This is a genomic window from Micromonospora sp. B006 (assembly GCF_003408515.1).
In the GTDB taxonomy this organism is placed as follows: domain Bacteria; phylum Actinomycetota; class Actinomycetes; order Mycobacteriales; family Micromonosporaceae; genus Micromonospora; species Micromonospora echinospora_A.
Map to the genome: position 1 here is coordinate 6,758,620 of NZ_CP030865.1, position 16,905 is coordinate 6,775,524.

Genomic DNA, 16,905 nt, shown 5'->3' on the forward strand with positions numbered 1-16,905 from the left:
CGTGCCTGGTCGCCACTGACGGTGGTCGACACCTGTTCGGGGAAGTTGCGGCATCGTGCACCCGTTGACCCCGTCACCTCCCCGATGTGGCTCGCGCGCCTGGTCGCCACTGACGGTGATCGACACCTGTTCGGGGAAGTTGCGGCATCCCACCCCCGTCGACCCCGCCACCTCCCCGAAGTGGCCCCCGTGCCTGGTCGCCACTGACCGTGATCCACACCTGTTCGGGGAAGTTGCGGCATCACGCACCCCTTGACCCCGCCACCTCCCCGAAGTGGCCGGCGTGCCCCCCAAGGGCGGGAAGCGGGCGGTCAGAGGGCCAGCCGCAGGAGCTCTGCCGGTCGAACGCGGAGGCGGCGGCCACGGCGTGCCGGTGTGGATCAGCCTCAGGACCGTGACCGTGACCGGGCCCGGCCCGTACCCCCGGTACGGCTCGCAGCGCTGGGCGAACGCCAATGCCAACCGCGGTCCCGGGGCGGACCCAGCGCGCAGAGCACCGTGGGAGTGGACCGACGACACCGAAATGGCCTGCTCCGTGGGTGACCGAGCAGGCCGCCGCAGGGCGGATCGACCGGGATATCGGTCACGGGCCGCGCGCGGGATCGCGGGCGCTCTGCGCACCGGCCCTGCGCCGTATCTCCCGCCGGTCCGGGGCGGTCCGGTCGGGCGTCGGCCGGGCACCGTCCGGCGGGAGCGGAGGCTACTCGTCGGCGCCGGGCGCCACCGGGCGGGAGCGGGCGTCCACCAGCGGGTCGGGCGCGGCGGCGGCCACCGGGAACGGTGGCGGCGTGCCGCCGTAGCTCGGGCAGAGCGCCTGGTGGCTGCACCAGTCGCACAGGCGGCTGGGCCGGGGACGGAAGTCCTGCCGGGCGGTGGCCTGCTCGATCGCCCGCCACAGCGCCACCACCGTGCGCTCGAAGCGCACCAGCTCGTCGGCGTCGGGCGCGTAGTCGCAGACCTCGGCGTCCTTGAGGTAGAGCAGGCGCAGCACCCGCGGCACCACGCCCCGGGTGCGCCACAGCACCAGGGCGTAGAACTTGAGCTGGAACAGCGCCCGCGCCTCGAACGCCTCGCGCGGCGCGCCGCCGGTCTTGTAGTCGACCACCCGCAGCGCGCCGTCGGGCGCGACGTCGAGCCGGTCGAGGTAGCCCCGGATGAGCAGCTCGTCGTCGACCACCGCGGAGATCAGCGCCTCGCGCTCGGCCGGCTCCAGCCGGCGCGGGTCCTCCACCGCGAAGTAGCCGTCGAGCAGCGCCGTCGCCGACCGGAGGAACTCCTGCGGACCGGCGGTGTCACCGTCGGCGAACAGCGAGGCCAGCTCCGGCTCCTCGGTGACCAGGCGGTCCCACTGCGGCGCGACCAGATCACCGGCCGACTCCGGGGTGCGCGCCGACGCCGGCAGGTCGAACAGCCGCTCCAGCACGGCGTGCACCAGCGTGCCCCGGGCCTGCTCGACCGTCGGGCGCTCGGGCAGCCGGTCGATGCTGCGGAACCGGTAGAGCAGCGGGCAGGTCTTGAAGTCGGCCGCCCGGGACGGCGACAGCGACGCCCGCACCGTGACCGGCGCCGGTGCCGCCGTCTGGTCGCCGTGGCTGTCGATCATCGGTTCCGCCGTCATGCCCGGAAGGTTAGGCCACGCCTGTGACAACCCCACCGTCGCCGCACCGGAGCATGATCGGAACCCCCTCTCAGCGACCCCGGCGGCCCACCGCGCGCGCTCACGTAGCATCGGGCCGGTGCAGCAGCGGAGCCGAGGACCCCGCCGGCCGGGGCTCAGCCTCGGCCGGGTGCTCGGGGTGCCGCTGCGCGTCGACGCCTCGATGCTGCTGCTCACCGTCGTCGTCACAGTGCTGTACGCGGCGCTGGCCCGCCGCCAGCTCGACCTCGGCCCGCTCGGCGGATACCTGGTCGGGTTCGGCTTCGTGATCTCGCTGCTCGGCTCGGTGCTGCTGCACGAACTGGGGCACGCCCTGACCGCCCGCAGGTACGGCATCGGTGTGCGCGGGATCACGCTGGAACTGCTCGGCGGATACACCGAGATGGACCGCGACGCCCCCAGCCCTCGAACCGAGCTGCTGATCTCCCTGGCCGGCCCGGCCGTCTCCGCCGTGCTCGGCGTCGGCGCGGTCGCGGCGACCCTCGCGCTGCCCGCCGGCACGCTCGGCCACCAGCTCGCCTTCCAGCTCGCGGTCAGCAACGTCGTGGTGGCGATCTTCAACAGCCTGCCCGGCCTGCCGCTGGACGGCGGGCGGGCGCTGCGCGCCGCGGTGTGGGCGCTCACCCGCGACCGGCACCGCGGCACCGAGGTGGCCGGCTGGGTCGGCCGGGCCGTCGCGCTGGGCACGCTGGCGCTGGTCGTGGTGCTCACCATGCGCCGGGCGCTGGCCCCGCTGGCCCTGCCGCTGCTGCTGCTCGTCGCGCTGACGCTGTGGCGCGGCGCCGGCCAGTCGATCCGGATGGCACGCATCGGCCGCCGGCTGCACCTGGTCGACCTGGCCCGGCTGGCCCGCCCGCTGCTGCCGGTGCCCACCGGCACGCCGCTGGCCGAGGCCCAGCGCCGCCGCGCCGAGGCGGCCACCCCGGACGCCGCACTCGGCGTCGTCGACTCCGCCGGCCGTACCGTCGCGCTGGTCGACCCGGCCCGCGCCGCCGCCGTACCCCCGGAGCGGCGGCCGTGGCTCGCGGTGGACGAGGTGGCCCGCGACCTGTCCGCCGTGCCGGCCCTGCCGGTCGGCGCGGACGGTGAGCGGGTCCTGGAGACCGTGCGCACCCACCCGGGCGCGCAGTACGTCGTGACGGCAGGCGAAGATGTGGTCGGCGTGCTGCACATCGCGGATCTCGCCCAGCTCCTGGAACCCAAACGGAAGACGAACACGTGACCGTAGAGATCTCCACCGTCCCGGCGTTGCCCCCGGTCCACCGCGGGCCGTTCCGGCCGGGCGACCGGGTCCAGCTGACCGACCCGAAGGGCCGGATGCACACCGTGACGCTGGAGCCCGGCAAGGAGTTCCACACCCACCGGGGGATCCTCAAGCACGACACCCTGATCGGCCTGCCCGACGGCAGCGTGGTCACCACCGCCGGCGGGGGCACCGCGTTCCTGGCGCTGCGGCCGCTGCTGTCGGACTACGTGCTCTCCATGCCGCGCGGCGCCCAGGTGATCTACCCGAAGGACTCGGCGCAGATCGTCGCCATGGGCGACATCTTCCCCGGCGCCAAGGTCCTGGAGGCCGGCGCCGGGTCCGGCGCGCTGTCCTGCTCGCTGTTGCGGGCCGTCGGCACCGAGGGCGAGCTGCACTCCTTCGAGCTGCGCGACGACTTCGCCCAGATCGCCCGCCGCAACGTGGAGGCGTTCTTCAACGGCCCGCACCCGGCTTGGAACCTGCACGTCGGCGACGTCGCCGACTGCGCCGAGACCGGCTTCGACCGCATCATCCTGGACATGCTGACCCCCTGGGAGATGCTCGACATGGTCGAGCGGGCGCTGGTGCCCGGCGGCGTGCTGATCGGCTACGTGGCCACCACGCCGCAGCTGTCCGAGCTGGTCGAGGCGCTGCGCGAGCGTGGCGGCTGGACCGAGCCGCGCGCCTGGGAGTCGCTGGTGCGCGACTGGCACGCCGAAGGGCTGGCGGTCCGCCCGGACCACCGGATGATCGCCCACACCGCGTTCCTGGTCTCCGCCCGCAAGCTCGCCCCCGGGGTCACCGCGCCGCCGCGCCGCCGCAAGCCCAGCAAGGGCGCCGAGGCGTACGCGCAGCGCCGCGACGCCCTGCGCGCCGCCGCGGCCGCCCGCGCCGCGGAGGAGCCGGAGCAGTCCTGACCCCCGACGCGCGGGCGCGCGCGTACGGGCGGATCATGTGTGCCGGTGGGGACGACACCTGAGCGGGTGGAGACGGTGGCATGAGCGAGCGGATCGGGGCGCGCGTCGGGCGGCGCGCCCGTGCCGGTGACCTGGACCGGTGGCAGCACGGCGGCGCGGCCCGGTGGGAGGCGGCGTGAGCAACCCCGGCTACGGCAACGGTGACCTGCCCGCGGTCTTCCCGGACTGGTCGCCCTACACCGACCTGGAGTCGGCCGCCCGCGCGTACCTGCGCGACCCGGACATCGCGCTGGAGGCGCTCGACGGCGTGCTGCGCGGCGCGTCCGTGCTCGGCTTCACGCTGGAACGGTTCGTCAACGAGGTGAACGGCGTGTGGCAGGAGGTCGTCGTCTGCGACGGCAGCCGGCTGGTGCTCTGGCACGGTGAGGACGTGCCGCCGGGGGAGGGGCCGCCCGGCGCGATGACCTCGTCGCTGCGGGTGGTGCCGCTGTCCACCGTCACCGAGGTCGGCTGCCGACGGCGGCTCATGCGGGCCGACAACGGCACCGTACGGGTCGACAGCATCGACGTGTACCTGCTGCTCAGCTCGCTGGACGAGGCGCCGCCCAGCGACGAGGTGGCGGGCGCTCCCCGGCACGACGCGTTGCGCTTCGGCAAGACCCTCGACGACGGCGGGGCGGGGCAGATCGCCCGGCTGGAGGAGTTCGCCCGGCTGGTCGCCTCGGTGGTCGGCCGGCCCCTGCTCTGAGGCGGACGAACGACGGGCCGGGGACGTATGGTCCCCGGCCCGTCGTGCATCTGTCTCTGCTCAGTCCTCGGCCTCCGGGCCGGCCACCTCGACGCCGTCGCTGCCGCGCACGACGTGGATGCATTCGCCCGGGCACTCCTTCGCCGAGTCGATCACCTCGAGGCGCAGGTGCTCCGGCACGTCCACCCGGGCGCCCGGGGCCTGCCGCAGCTCGCCGTCGGGGCCCTTGACGTACGCCAGGCCGTCGACGTCGAATTCGAAGACCTCCGGCGCGTACTGCACGCAGAGCCCGTCACCGGTGCAGAGGTCCTGGTCGACCCAGACCTGCAACTGGTCGGTCGCGACGTCGGTCACGAAGCACCCCCCATGTTCTCCCGTCCCACGCTCCGACGGTACCCGAACGCCCGTACCCACTCCGCGACCAGCCCTTCGCGATCAAGCTTCGGTGACGAGCGCGTTGCTGTGGACCGAATCGGGCTCATAGCGGCTAGTGTTAGGTCAGAACGTTCAAGCCCCCCGGGGAGGTGGGACGTGGCACGCAGCGACGACGCGGACTCGCGCGCCGCACGGTGGGAAAAGGAAGCCCACGATCTCTCCACGCAGGTCGCGTTCCTGCAAGAGGAACTCGCTCTGGTGCGGCGCAAGTTGACCGAAAGCCCCCGACACGTCAGGCAGCTCGAAGAGCGGCTGGCGGCCACCCAGGCCCAGTTGGCGCGGCTGACCGAGAACAACGAACGGCTCGTGAGCACCCTCAAGGAGGCTCGCGCGCAGATCGTGACGCTCAAGGAGGAGATCGACCGGCTCGCCCAGCCACCGAGTGGCTACGGCGTCTTCCTGGCCAAGCACGACGACGGCACGGTGGACGTGTTCACCGGCGGGCGCAAGCTCCGGGTGGCCGTCTCGCCCTCGCTGGAGGTCGACGAGCTGCGCCGTGGCCAGGAGGTTCTGCTCAACGACGCGCTCAACATCGTCGACGCGTTCGGCTACGAGCGGGTCGGCGAGGTCGTGATGCTCAAGGAGATCCTGGCGGGCCCGGACGGCGCGCCGGGTGACCGGGCGCTCGTGGTCTCGCACTCCGACGAGGAGCGGATCGTGCACCTCGCCGAGACCCTGATCGGCAGCGCGATCCGGGCCGGCGACTCGCTCATGATCGAGCCCCGCTCGGCGTACGCCTACGAGCGGATCCCGAAGAGCGAGGTCGAGGAACTGGTCCTGGAGGAGGTGCCCGACGTCAACTACGAGGACATCGGCGGCCTCCAGGCGCAGATCGAGCAGATCCGCGACGCGGTGGAGCTGCCCTTCCTGCACTCCGACCTGTTCCGCGAGCACCAGCTCCGGCCGCCGAAGGGCATCCTGCTCTACGGCCCGCCCGGCTGCGGCAAGACGCTGATCGCCAAGGCGGTGGCCAACTCGCTGGCCAAGAAGATCGCCGAGCGCGAGGGCAAGGACCGGCACACCAGCTTCTTCCTGAACATCAAGGGCCCCGAGCTGCTCAACAAGTACGTCGGCGAGACCGAGCGGCACATCCGGCTGATCTTCCAGCGGGCACGGGAGAAGGCCGGCGAGGGCACTCCGGTGATCGTGTTCTTCGACGAGATGGACTCCGTGTTCCGCACCCGCGGCTCCGGCGTCTCCTCGGACGTGGAGAACACCATCGTCCCGCAGCTGCTCAGCGAGATCGACGGCGTGGAGGGCCTGGAGAACGTCATCGTCATCGGCGCCTCCAACCGGGAAGACATGATCGACCCGGCGATCCTGCGCCCGGGCCGGCTCGACGTGAAGATCAAGATCGAGCGTCCGGACGCCGAGGCGGCCAAGGACATCTTCTCCAAGTACATCCTCGCCGGCCTGCCGCTGCACGCCGACGACCTGGCCGAACACGGCAGCGACGCCCAGGCCACAGTCGCGGCGATGATCGACGCGGTGGTCCTGCGGATGTACTCCGAGACCGAGGAGAACCGCTTCCTCGAGGTCACCTACGCCAACGGCGACAAGGAAGTCCTCTACTTCAAGGACTTCAACTCCGGCGCGATGATCCAGAACATCGTCGACCGGGGCAAGAAGATGGCCATCAAGGAGTTCCTCACCTCCGGCCGCAAGGGGCTGCGCCTGCAGCACCTGCTCGACGCCTGCGTCGACGAGTTCCGGGAGAACGAGGACCTGCCCAACACCACCAACCCCGACGACTGGGCCCGCATCTCCGGCAAGAAGGGCGAGCGGATCGTCTACATCCGCACGCTCGTCTCCGGCGGCAAGGGCGCCGAGGCCGGACGGTCCATCGAGACCGCCAGCAACACCGGCCAGTACCTGTAGTCCGAACCTCCGACGAAGGCCCGTGGCGTACGCGCCACGGGCCTTCGCGCGTACCCGGGTGGGCCGCCACACCGGACCGGCACGTCCGCCGCGCCCCCTCGGCGCGTCACGCCGACTACGCTCGACTTGACGGGGACCGGGACGGCGAGCGGAGCGGGCAGGTCGATGAGCGTCAGAAGGATCATGGGCACCGAAGTCGAATACGGCATCTCCGTGCCCGGCCAGGCCGGAGCCAACCCGATGGTCACCTCCTCCCAGGTGGTGAACGCCTACGGGGCGCGGCCGGAACTCACCCGGGGCGGCCGGGCCCGCTGGGACTACGAGGAGGAGTCGCCGCTGCGTGACGCCCGCGGGTTCACCTACTCCGGCGCGGCGTACGACCCGGCCGAGGCGCTCGCCGACGAGGACCTCGGCCTCGCCAACGTCATACTCACCAACGGCGCGCGGCTCTACGTCGACCACGCTCACCCCGAGTACTCCACGCCCGAGGTGACCAACCCGCTTGACGTGGTCCGGTGGGACAAGGCGGGGGAGCGGGTCATGGCCGAGGCAGCCCGGCGGGCCGCGACCATCCCGGGCACCCAGCCGATCCACCTGTACAAGAACAACACCGACAACAAGGGCGCGAGCTACGGCGCACACGAGAACTACCTGATGCGCCGGCAGACGCCGTTCGCCGACATCGTGGCGTACCTGACGCCGTTCTTCGTCACCCGGCAGATCGTCTGCGGCGCCGGGCGGGTCGGCATCGGCCAGGACGGCGGCCAGAGCGGCTTCCAGATCTCCCAGCGGGCCGACTTCTTCGAGGTCGAGGTGGGGCTGGAGACGACGCTCAAGCGGCCCATCATCAACACCCGCGACGAGCCGCATGCCGACGCCGACAAGTACCGGCGGCTGCACGTCATCATCGGCGACGCCAACCTCTCCGAGATCTCCACGTTCCTCAAGGTCGGCACGACCGCGCTGATCCTCACCATGATCGAGGAGAAGGCGCTCGGCGCGGACCTGGGCATCGCCGACCCGGTGGGAGAGCTGCGCGCGGTCAGCCACGACCCGTCGCTGAAGCACCTGATGCGGATGCGCGACGGCCGCAAGCTCACCGCCCTGGACGTGCAGTGGGCGTACCTGGAGCGGGTCAGCTCCTTCGTGGACGACCGCTACGGCCAGGACGTGGACGCGCAGACCGCCGACGTGCTGCGCCGCTGGGAGAGCGTGCTGGACCGGCTCGGCCGGGACGCGTTCGAGTGCGCCGACGAGCTGGACTGGGTGGCGAAGCTGCGGGTGCTGGAGGGCTACCGGGAGCGGGAGAAGCTCGGCTGGGGCTCGCACAAGCTGCAACTGGTCGACCTGCAGTACTCCGACGTGCGGCCGGAGAAGGGCCTGTACCACCGCCTGGTGCAGCGTGGCTCGATGAAGACGCTGCTCAGCGACGAGCAGACCCGCACCGCGATGACCGAGCCGCCGGAGGACACCCGGGCCTACTTCCGGGGCCGCTGCCTGGCGCAGTACGCCTCCGAGGTGGTCGCCGCGAGCTGGGACTCGGTCATCTTCGACGTGGGCCGGGAGTCGCTGGTCCGGGTGCCGATGATGGAGCCCGAGCGGGGCACCCGGGCGCACGTCGGTGAGCTGTTCGACCGCTGCGCGAGCGCCAAGGACCTGCTGGAGACGCTCACCGGCGGCTGACCCGGATGCCGGAAGGCCCGCCGGGCGTCGGAACCGGGTGCGCGACGGGCTTTTCGTCGCTCCCGCGAGGTAAGTTGATCGCAGGCGATCGTGGAGGAGGCACCACCATGGCGACCCAAGAGGGTGGGCAGACCCAGTCCGGCAAGTCCCGCGAGGAGGTCGACGAGGTCACCGCGGAGGCGAACCCCGAGGTGGCCGAGCGGCACGCCGAGATCACCGAGGACGTGGACGACCTGCTCGACGAGATCGACTCCGTCCTGGAGGAGAACGCAGAGGAATTCGTGAGGGGATATGTGCAGAAGGGGGGTCAATGAGGCTTATGTCCGATTTGCCGGAGGCGTCGGACAAGCTTTGCCCCCAGTGCCGCCAATCGCTGCCGGCGTCGGCGTTCCACCGTAATCGCCGTCGTCCGGATGGGCTGGCGTTCTACTGCAAGACATGTGCCGCTGCCCGCTCGGAGGCGAGCCGCCGCAAGCGCGGGATAGCCCCGCAGCGAAGGGCAGCGGTGCCGGTCGCGGACGGCCTCAAGTGGTGCCCCGACTGCGAGCAGATCAAGCCCGTCGACGACTTCCCGCGAACGACCAACGCCAGCGGCCGGCACAGCTACTGCAAACCGTGCCATGTGGCCCGCGGCAACGAGTCCAAGCAGCGGCTCTACGGCGGCAATCGCGAGTACCACCTGCGTCGCCGCTACGGGGTCGGGGAGAAGGAGTTCCAGGAGCTCCTGGCCGAGCAGGGCGGCGTGTGCGCGATCTGCCGGCGCCCCGATCCGGAACATCTGGACCACGATCATCGCACCGGATGGGTGCGCGGGATACTCTGCTTCAACTGCAACGGTGGTCTTGGCCAGTTCAAGGACAACGCCGACGTCCTGGCCAGGGCGATCACGTACCTGAGAGGAACCACGTGGCAGCGGGTTTTGATCCATCCGGGCGTCTTCCAGATGTGTTCACCAACGCGGGGACGTCCTCCTTCACAGCGTTCCTGAGCAAGGTGGCCCCCGAGATGCTGCCCGGCCGTCGGCCGCTGCCGCCCGGCATGGCCGCCGACATGGCGCCGCACGCGACCACCATCGTGGCCCTCTCAGCCGCCGGTGGCGTGGTCATGGCCGGCGACCGGCGCGCCACGATGGGCAACCTGATCGCCCAGCGCGACATCGAGAAGGTGCACCCGGCCGACGCGTACTCGCTGGTCGGCATCGCGGGCACCGCCGGCATCGGCATCGAGCTGATGCGACTGTTCCAGGTGGAGCTGGAGCACTACGAGAAGATCGAGGGCGCGATGCTCTCGCTCGACGGCAAGGCCAACCGGCTCGCCTCGATGATCCGCGGCAACCTGGGCGCGGCCATGCAGGGCCTGGCCGTGGTCCCGCTGTTCGCCGGCTTCGACCTGGCCGCGAGCGACCCGGCGCGGGCCGGGCGGATCTTCAGCTTCGACGTGACCGGCGGCCCGTACGAGGAGACCGGCTACGACGCGATCGGCTCCGGCTCGCTGTTCGCCAAGTCCGCGCTGAAGAAGCGATACCGGACCGGCCTGTCGGTCGAGGACGCGACGCGGCTGGCGGTCGAGGCGCTCTACGACGCGGCGGACGACGACACCGCCACCGGCGGCCCGGACCTGACCCGGCGGATCTACCCGGTCGTGATGACCGCTACCGCCGAGGGCACCCACCGGCTCACCGACGCCGAGACGGCGGCGATCGCGGAGAGTGTGGTGGCCGGCCGGATGGAGAACCCCGGCGGCTGATCCCGCTTCCCGTCCACCGACTCAGCAGTCCCGCACCATCAGGTCCGAAGGAGAACCGCCGCCGTGGCCATGCAGTTCTACGCCTCGCCCGAGCAGATCATGCGCGACCGCTCCGAGCTGGCCCGCAAGGGCATCGCCCGGGGCCGCAGCGCGGTGGTCCTGAGCTACGCCGGCGGGGTGCTCTTCGTCGCCGAGAACCTGTCCAGCACGCTGCACAAGGTCAGCGAGATCTACGACCGGATCGGCTTCGCCGCCGTCGGCCGGTACAACGAGTTCGAGAACCTGCGCCGCGCGGGCGTGCGGATGGCCGACCTCAACGGCCTGAGCTACGACCGGCGGGACGTGACCGGCCTGGCGCTCGCAAACGCGTACGCGCAGACGCTCGGTGCGATCTTCACCGAGCAGTCGAAGCCGTTCGAGGTGGAGATCTGCGTGGCCGAGGTGGGCGCCACGCCCGAGGACGACTCGCTCTACCGGGTGACCTACGACGGCTCGGTGAACGACGAGCCGGGCCGGATGGCGATGGGTGGTCAGGCCGAGGCGATCAGCGGCGTGCTGAAGAACGAGCACCGGCCGGAGATGTCGCTGTCCGAGGCGATCCGCGCCGCGGTGAAGGCGCTGGCCAGCGTCGGTGGCGAGGGCGGCGCGGCCCGGAGCATCGCGGCGCACCAGATGGAGGTGGCGGTCCTGGACCGGGGCCGGGTGGGCCGTACGTTCCGGCGGGTCACCGGCGCGGCGCTGACCGCGCTGCTGGACGGCGACGCGGAGGCCGACACCGCGCCTGCGCCGGGCCGGGCGAAGACGCCGACGGCACCGACGGAGGAGGCGAAGAAGCCGACCACGTCGGCCGGTTCCGCCGACCTGGAGGGCAACGCGGAGGACAAGCCCGCCGAGTGACACCTGCGCACGGACCCCGCCACCGCGCCGCGCGGTGGCGGGGTCTTTTCGCGTACGGATGCCGCCGGTTGGACGATCCGCCGGGGGAGATCGCAAGCGGCGAGCGGCGGCGCTGCCCATCGAGGGCTCCGGGCGGCTAATGTCTCATCATGGAGCGGCGAATCTTCGGCCTCGAGACCGAGTACGGCGTCACCTGCACCTATCGCGGGCAGCGCCGACTGTCCCCCGACGAGGTCGCGCGGTACCTGTTCCGGCGGGTGGTGTCGTGGGGCCGGTCGAGCAACGTGTTCCTGCGCAACGGCGCCCGCCTCTATCTGGACGTGGGCTCGCACCCGGAGTACGCGACTCCGGAGTGCGACTCGGTGACCGACCTGGTGGCCCACGACCGCGCCGGTGAGCGGATCCTGGAGGGGCTGCTCATCGACGCGGAGAAGCGGCTGCACGACGAGGGCATCGCGGGTGAGATCTACCTGTTCAAGAACAACACCGACTCGGCCGGCAACTCGTACGGCTGCCACGAGAACTACCTGGTGTCGCGGCACGGCGAGTTCGGCCGGCTGGCCGACGTGCTCATCCCGTTCCTGGTCACCCGGCAGTTGATCTGCGGCGCGGGCAAGGTGCTGCAGACACCGCGCGGCGCGGTCTACTGCCTGTCGCAGCGGGCCGAGCACATCTGGGAGGGCGTCTCCTCGGCGACCACCCGCAGCCGGCCGATCATCAACACCCGGGACGAGCCGCACGCGGACGCGGAGCGGTACCGGCGGCTGCACGTGATCGTCGGCGACTCGAACATGAACGAGGTCACCACGCTGCTGAAGGTCGGCACTGCCGACATCGTGCTGCGGATGATCGAGGCGGGCGTGGTGATGCGGGACCTCACGCTGGAGAACCCGATCCGGGCGATCCGCGAGGTGTCGCACGACATCACCGGCCGGCGCAAGGTGCGGCTGGCCGCCGGCAAGGAGGTCTCGGCGCTGGAGATCCAGCAGGAGTACCTGGCCAAGGCGACGGAGTTCGTGGAGCGCCGGGGCGGTGACCAGACCGCGAAGCGGGTGGTCGACCTGTGGGGGCGGGTGCTGCGCGCGGTCGAGACCGGCGACCTGGACCCGGTGGCCCGGGAGATCGACTGGGTCACCAAGCTGAAGCTGATCGAGCGCTACCAGCGCAAGCACGACCTGCCGTTGTCGCACCCGCGGGTGGCGCAGATGGATCTGGCCTACCACGACCTGCGGCGTGGCCGTGGCCTGTACGGGCTGCTGGAACGCCGCCGGGAGGTGGACCGGGTGGCAAACGACCCGGAGATCTTCGAGGCGAAGGAGACGCCGCCGCAGACGACCCGGGCGCGGCTGCGCGGGGAGTTCATCCGGCACGCCCAGGAGAAGCGGCGCGACTTCACGGTGGACTGGGTGCACCTGAAGCTGAACGATCAGGCGCAGCGCACGGTGCTGTGCAAGGACCCGTTCCGGGCGTACGACGAGCGGGTGGAGCGCCTGATCGCGAGCATGTGATCGCCACGGGCGGCCGGTGCCCGGCACCGGCCGCCCGCCCACGGGTACTCTGGCGTTGCGATGAACACTTCCGAACCCGCCGGTCGCCCCGGCCGTGAGACGCCCTCCGGCCGTGACGGCGCCGAGAAGCTCAACTGGATCGATCGCCGCCGGGAGAAGATCCGCGCCGAGATCGAGCGCAACCGGCGCGGCGACCACAAGGTCCCGACGTGGGTGCTGGCGGCGGCGCTGGTGCTGATCGTCGGCGGCTGGCTGGCGTTGGTCCTGCTGCTCGGCTGAGTTCCGGGCGGCTCAGTTGTACGGCATCCGGGGGAACCAGCCGAAGCCGAACATGGCCGGCACCCGGATGTCCCAGTAGATGACTGTGAAGACGCCGAGCGCGACGAGCAGCGCTCCGGTGACGGCGGCGGCGCGGCGGGGGTCGGCCATCCAGGCGAGGAAGCGTCCCCGGCTGATCGCCACGGCGAGGGCGAAGACGGCCGTGACGAGCACGATGTTTCCGAGGGACTGCAGCGTGAACGCGAGCGCCCCGTAGAGGGGGTTGCCGGTGTCGACGGCCCAGTGGAACAGCTTGTTGAACATCGGGTAGGGGCGGCCGACGAGGAACCCGCCGACGAGCGCGCCGATGGTGATCACCCGGGCGACGGGCCGGTGCGCGAAGACGTCCGGCACGAGCTTGAGGGCGGCGAGCCCGAGGTAGGTGAGGGCGAGTCCGATGACGCCGAAGACGACCGAGGACTGGATGAGGCGTACCGGGACGCCGCCGACGGCCTCGGTGGACAGTTGGGGCAGCCGGTCGCCGAGCAGCACGCCGATGATGCCGTAGGCGGCCGAGACGACGACCATGCCGAGGGCGAGCCAGCCGACCGGGCGCAGCAGGGCGCGCAGCGCGGACCGGGTGCCGCCGGCGGGGTCGGCGCCGGAGACCTGGCTCATCGGCCCGACCGAGGCCGCCACCGCGATGTTGCATGCGGTGAAGGTGCCGGCGAAGCCGGAGACGAAGGCGAAGAGCAGTCCGGCGACGGTGCCGGTGATGGCGGTCTCCTTGGCGTCGTGGCCGAGCACGGTGTTCGCGACGTTGTCGCCGATGACCTTGTCGACGAGCTCGAAGGACCACAGGACGGCCAGCAGCACGCCGGCTGCCGCGCTGATCAGGGCGAGTCGGAGGGGATGCGGCGGGCGGTGGGTGGAGATCCCGGCGTCGGGGGTCGCGTTCGGGAGCTGTCGCAGTGCCATGGGGGTCGCCTCCTAAACGGCGGCCAGCCGCGTTTCCCGCGCGGCTGCCTGGCGCGGACGGCGGTGACGGGGTGGCCGGAGTCGATTTCCCGGACAGTATGGGGAGGCCGCGTGGGGCCCTGGTTCTTCGATCATGCTGACCTGTCTCCGGCTTCTGGCCGGGGCGCGGGGGAGGACGGCACTCTGGACGGCGGGCCGCCGGCGTGACCGGGCCGGCACGGACAGGGGAGCGTGACGTCATCGCACACATCGATCTCGGGCTGGACGAGAAGGCATATCCGGGCATCCAGGGGCCGCTGCGGTTCCGTCCGGAGACGGCGAGGCCGCTGGGCGAGCTGGCGGAGGTGTTGTTGCGGGCTCCGCATCCCACCTTGTCGCCGGGGGAGCGGGAGCTGATCGCGGCGTACGTCTCCGGTCTCAACGACTGCGACTTCTGCTGTTCGTCGCACGCGGCGTTCGCCGCCGCGCAGCTGCCCACGGGGATGGAGTTCGTCGACCAGGTGCGCGCGGACGTGACGACCGCGCCGGTCGACGCGAAGCTGCGGGCCCTGCTGCACATCGCCGCCGCGGTCCGGCGCAGCGGCCGGGAGGTCACCACCGAGCTGGTCGAGGCGGCCCGCGCGGAGGGCGCCACGGACCTGGAGATCCACGACACGGTGCTGATCGCGGCGGCGTTCTGCATGTTCAACCGCTACGTCGACGGGCTGGGCACGTGGACGCCGCAGGATCCCGAGGCGTACGCGCGGGCCGCCGACCACCTGGTGGCGAACGGCTACCTGGCGATCTGAGGGCGGCGGCTCAGCCGAGCAGGCGGGCCGCGTGGCGCCCGGCGGCCGCCGCGGCCAGGAAGTAGGCGTGGTCGGCGTCCAGGCCGCGGCCCATCGTGGACAGGCCGACCGGGCTGGCCCGCAGCGCCGCGTCGAGGCCGTCGGCGGGCACTGTGACGATGGTGTGCCGGTCGGCCAGCGGCGCCAGCGCCGCGGCGACCTCCGCCGCCAGGGCGGGGTCGAGGCCGTCCGGCACGACCAGCTCCGCGGGGGCCAGCGCGACCCGGCCGTACGCGGTGAGGCTGTGGTGGGAGAGGCCCCGGTGCCGAGGGCGGGCGTCGGCGTCGGAGATGCGCAGCGAGCCGACCGGGCGTCCGCCCAGCGTGGCGACCGCGTTGACCGCCTCGCCGACGGCGACGCCGGAGAAGCCCCAGCGGGTGCCGGTGCCGAGGTTGCCGGGGCCCTGGGCGACGATCGTCAGGTCCGCGCCGAGCACGTGCCGGGCGGCGAGCAGGCCGCTGTGCAGCGTGGTGGCCTCCAGGTCGCCGCCGAACGCCTGGCCCACGCTGACCGTGCCCACGAGGTGCCCGGACAGGCCGGCCAGGGTGCGGGAGAACCAGGCGGGCAGCGCGCCGCCGTCGGTGAGCACGTACGCGACCCGGGCGCCGGGGGCGTCGGCGCGTACGCCGGCCAGGATCGCCGGCAGCGCGGAGTGCAGGTCGGCGGTGACCACCGGCATGCCGTCGACCGAGTCGGCGGCGGCCAGCGTGTCGTGGTGCGGCGACGCCTCCTCGTCCACCCCGAGCAGGATCGGTTGCAGCGGCGTGTAGCGGGCCTTGACCAGGTGCCCGGCGTCGCGGCTGTCGCCGGCCTGCGGCGGGTCGGCGGGCAGCCGGTCGGGCAGCGCCACGACCAGGGCGTAGCCGCCGGTGCCGAGGCCCATCAGCAGCGCCCCGGCGTTGAGCAGCACCCGGTCGCCGGGCTCCGGCTCGCCGACCAGCGCCGGGTACGCCAGGGCGCGCATCCGGGCGCCGTCGGGCAGGTCGACGTCGAGTTCGACGGCGCCGGTCCACCGTCGCCGTACCGCCGTGACCGTGCCGGACCGCCATCGCACCATGCGGTGCACGCTATCGGCCGCCGCCGGAACGGCCCCCGGGCGGGTCAGGGGTTGTCGCCGTCGAGCGGGCGGCCCGTCTCGTCCTGGGTGGTGCGGGCGGGCCGGCCGGCCGGGCGGGAGCGGGTGGGGTCGAGGAACACGTACGCGATCTCCGGGAAATGCCCGGTGAGGCGGCGTTCGGCCTCGTCGGCGGCGGCTTCGATGTCGGCGCCGGTGGCGTCGTCGCGGAAGTCGACCTTGGCGGCGACGAGGATGTCGTCGGGGCCGAGGAACATGGTCATCAGGGTGTCGATCCGGTCGACAGTCGGCACGTCCGCGAGTTCCCGTTCGATGCGCCGGTGCAGCCGGTCGGAGACGGAGCGGCCGACCAGCAGCGAGATGTTGCTGCGGGCCAGCACGACGGCGACCACCAGCAGCAGCACGCCGATGAGGATCGAGGCGATCCCGTCGTACAGCTCGTCGCCGGTGAGGTGGGACAGGGTGAGCCCGCCGGCGGCGATCAGCAGGCCGACCAGCGCGGCGCTGTCCTCCAGGAAGACGGCCTTCACCGTGGTGTCGGCGGTCAGGCGCAGGTAGCGGCGCGGCGTGGTGCCCCAGCGGCGCGACTCGCCGCGCACCTGCCGCACCGCCCGGGCCAGCGACACCGACTCGATCGCGAACGAGACCGCCAGCACGACGTACGCGACGAGGTACTCGCCGCTGTGCTCGTGCACCAGGATGGTGGTGACGCCGTGGGTGATGGCGAAGCCGGCCCCGGCGACGAAGGTGAACAGCGCGGCGAGGAACGCCCAGACGTAGCTCTCCTTGCCGTACCCGAAGGGGTGCCGGGTGTCGGCGGGCCGCGCGCCGCGGCGCAGCGCCAGGTAGAGCAGCACCTCGGTGGTGGTGTCGGCGAGCGAGTGGGCGGCCTCGGAGAGCATCGCCGCGGAGCCGGAGATGAGGCCGGCGATCAGCTTGGCGACGGCGATGGCGAGGTTTGCCGCGCCGGCCACCACGACGGTGCCGACGCTCTCGGTCTTGACCTCCGGTTCCGCCATGCGATCACCCTATGACCGGTCGATGTCCGCCGC

General features: G+C 72.2%; 17 protein-coding genes. 12 read left to right on the forward strand and 5 right to left on the reverse strand.

Features of this window, described 5'->3' with window-relative positions:
* Positions 1 to 700: 700 nt before the first annotated feature.
* A complete protein-coding gene (locus MicB006_RS30320) occupies positions 701 to 1,618 on the reverse strand; it encodes a PD-(D/E)XK nuclease family protein (RefSeq protein WP_116510717.1) in 918 nt (305 codons plus the stop codon).
* A gap of 118 nt (positions 1,619 to 1,736) precedes the next feature.
* Between MicB006_RS30320 and MicB006_RS30325 the strand changes: the two genes are divergently transcribed.
* The 3 genes from MicB006_RS30325 to MicB006_RS30335 all read left to right on the forward strand — a co-directional run bounded on the left by MicB006_RS30325 (position 1,737) and on the right by MicB006_RS30335 (position 4,568).
* Positions 1,737 to 2,879, forward strand: coding sequence for a site-2 protease family protein (locus MicB006_RS30325; RefSeq protein WP_370013390.1), 1,143 nt, complete (start codon positions 1,737 to 1,739; stop codon positions 2,877 to 2,879).
* Entirely contained in the window at positions 2,876 to 3,820 is a 945-nt protein-coding gene (locus MicB006_RS30330) for a tRNA (adenine-N1)-methyltransferase (RefSeq protein WP_116510721.1), read from the forward strand. Before MicB006_RS30325 ends, MicB006_RS30330 begins: the two co-directional genes overlap by 4 nt.
* Positions 3,821 to 3,995: 175 nt before the next feature.
* Positions 3,996 to 4,568 carry a hypothetical protein gene (locus tag MicB006_RS30335; protein WP_073829671.1) on the forward strand — a complete coding sequence of 191 codons (573 nt, stop codon included), beginning with the start codon at positions 3,996 to 3,998 and terminating at the stop codon, positions 4,566 to 4,568.
* A 60-nt stretch (positions 4,569 to 4,628) separates the two neighbouring features.
* Here MicB006_RS30335 and MicB006_RS30340 read toward each other — a convergent pair whose 3' ends face one another.
* Positions 4,629 to 4,922, reverse strand: coding sequence for a ferredoxin (locus MicB006_RS30340; RefSeq protein WP_013286103.1), 294 nt, complete (start codon positions 4,920 to 4,922; stop codon positions 4,629 to 4,631).
* Between the two features lie 177 nt (positions 4,923 to 5,099).
* Between MicB006_RS30340 and arc the strand changes: the two genes are divergently transcribed.
* The 8 genes from arc (at position 5,100) to MicB006_RS30380 (ending at position 12,994) form a co-directional block, all read left to right on the forward strand.
* A complete protein-coding gene (arc, locus tag MicB006_RS30345) occupies positions 5,100 to 6,881 on the forward strand; it encodes a proteasome ATPase (RefSeq protein ID WP_073829670.1) in 1,782 nt (593 codons plus the stop codon).
* Between the two features lie 165 nt (positions 6,882 to 7,046).
* The gene (gene dop, locus MicB006_RS30350) at positions 7,047 to 8,564 is read left to right on the forward strand and encodes a depupylase/deamidase Dop (RefSeq protein ID WP_116510723.1); all 1,518 of its coding nucleotides are present in this window, start codon (positions 7,047 to 7,049) and stop codon (positions 8,562 to 8,564) included.
* A gap of 107 nt (positions 8,565 to 8,671) precedes the next feature.
* Entirely contained in the window at positions 8,672 to 8,878 is a 207-nt protein-coding gene (locus MicB006_RS30355; protein WP_030504127.1) for a ubiquitin-like protein Pup, read from the forward strand.
* Between the two features lie 5 nt (positions 8,879 to 8,883).
* Positions 8,884 to 9,552 carry an endonuclease VII domain-containing protein gene (locus MicB006_RS30360; RefSeq protein WP_184685787.1) on the forward strand — a complete coding sequence of 223 codons (669 nt, stop codon included), beginning with the start codon at positions 8,884 to 8,886 and terminating at the stop codon, positions 9,550 to 9,552.
* Positions 9,471 to 10,310, forward strand: a complete 840-nt coding sequence (gene prcB / locus MicB006_RS30365) for a proteasome subunit beta (protein WP_184685789.1) — start codon at positions 9,471 to 9,473, stop codon at positions 10,308 to 10,310. The genes MicB006_RS30360 and prcB overlap by 82 nt, the downstream gene beginning before the upstream one ends.
* Positions 10,311 to 10,373: 63 nt before the next feature.
* Positions 10,374 to 11,207, forward strand: a complete 834-nt coding sequence (gene prcA / locus MicB006_RS30370) for a proteasome subunit alpha (protein ID WP_116510727.1) — start codon at positions 10,374 to 10,376, stop codon at positions 11,205 to 11,207.
* Between the two features lie 149 nt (positions 11,208 to 11,356).
* Positions 11,357 to 12,715 (forward strand): Pup--protein ligase, encoded by a 1,359-nt coding sequence (gene pafA, locus MicB006_RS30375; RefSeq protein WP_116510728.1) that lies wholly within the window; start codon positions 11,357 to 11,359, stop codon positions 12,713 to 12,715.
* 60 nt (positions 12,716 to 12,775) lie between these two features.
* Entirely contained in the window at positions 12,776 to 12,994 is a 219-nt protein-coding gene (locus tag MicB006_RS30380; RefSeq protein ID WP_073829667.1) for a hypothetical protein, read from the forward strand.
* 12 nt (positions 12,995 to 13,006) lie between these two features.
* Here the strand turns inward: MicB006_RS30380 and MicB006_RS30385 are convergent, their stop codons facing one another.
* Positions 13,007 to 13,951, reverse strand: coding sequence for a hypothetical protein (locus MicB006_RS30385; RefSeq protein WP_073829666.1), 945 nt, complete (start codon positions 13,949 to 13,951; stop codon positions 13,007 to 13,009).
* A 239-nt stretch (positions 13,952 to 14,190) separates the two neighbouring features.
* Here MicB006_RS30385 and MicB006_RS30390 point away from each other — a divergent pair, with 239 nt between their 5' ends.
* Entirely contained in the window at positions 14,191 to 14,739 is a 549-nt protein-coding gene (locus MicB006_RS30390) for a carboxymuconolactone decarboxylase family protein (RefSeq protein WP_116511990.1), read from the forward strand.
* A 10-nt stretch (positions 14,740 to 14,749) separates the two neighbouring features.
* Here MicB006_RS30390 and MicB006_RS30395 read toward each other — a convergent pair whose 3' ends face one another.
* Positions 14,750 to 15,835, reverse strand: a complete 1,086-nt coding sequence (locus MicB006_RS30395; protein WP_116510729.1) for a DUF3866 family protein — start codon at positions 15,833 to 15,835, stop codon at positions 14,750 to 14,752.
* A 44-nt stretch (positions 15,836 to 15,879) separates the two neighbouring features.
* Positions 15,880 to 16,872, reverse strand: coding sequence for a cation diffusion facilitator family transporter (locus MicB006_RS30400; RefSeq protein WP_116510731.1), 993 nt, complete (start codon positions 16,870 to 16,872; stop codon positions 15,880 to 15,882).
* Between the last annotated feature and the right edge of the window lie 33 nt (positions 16,873 to 16,905).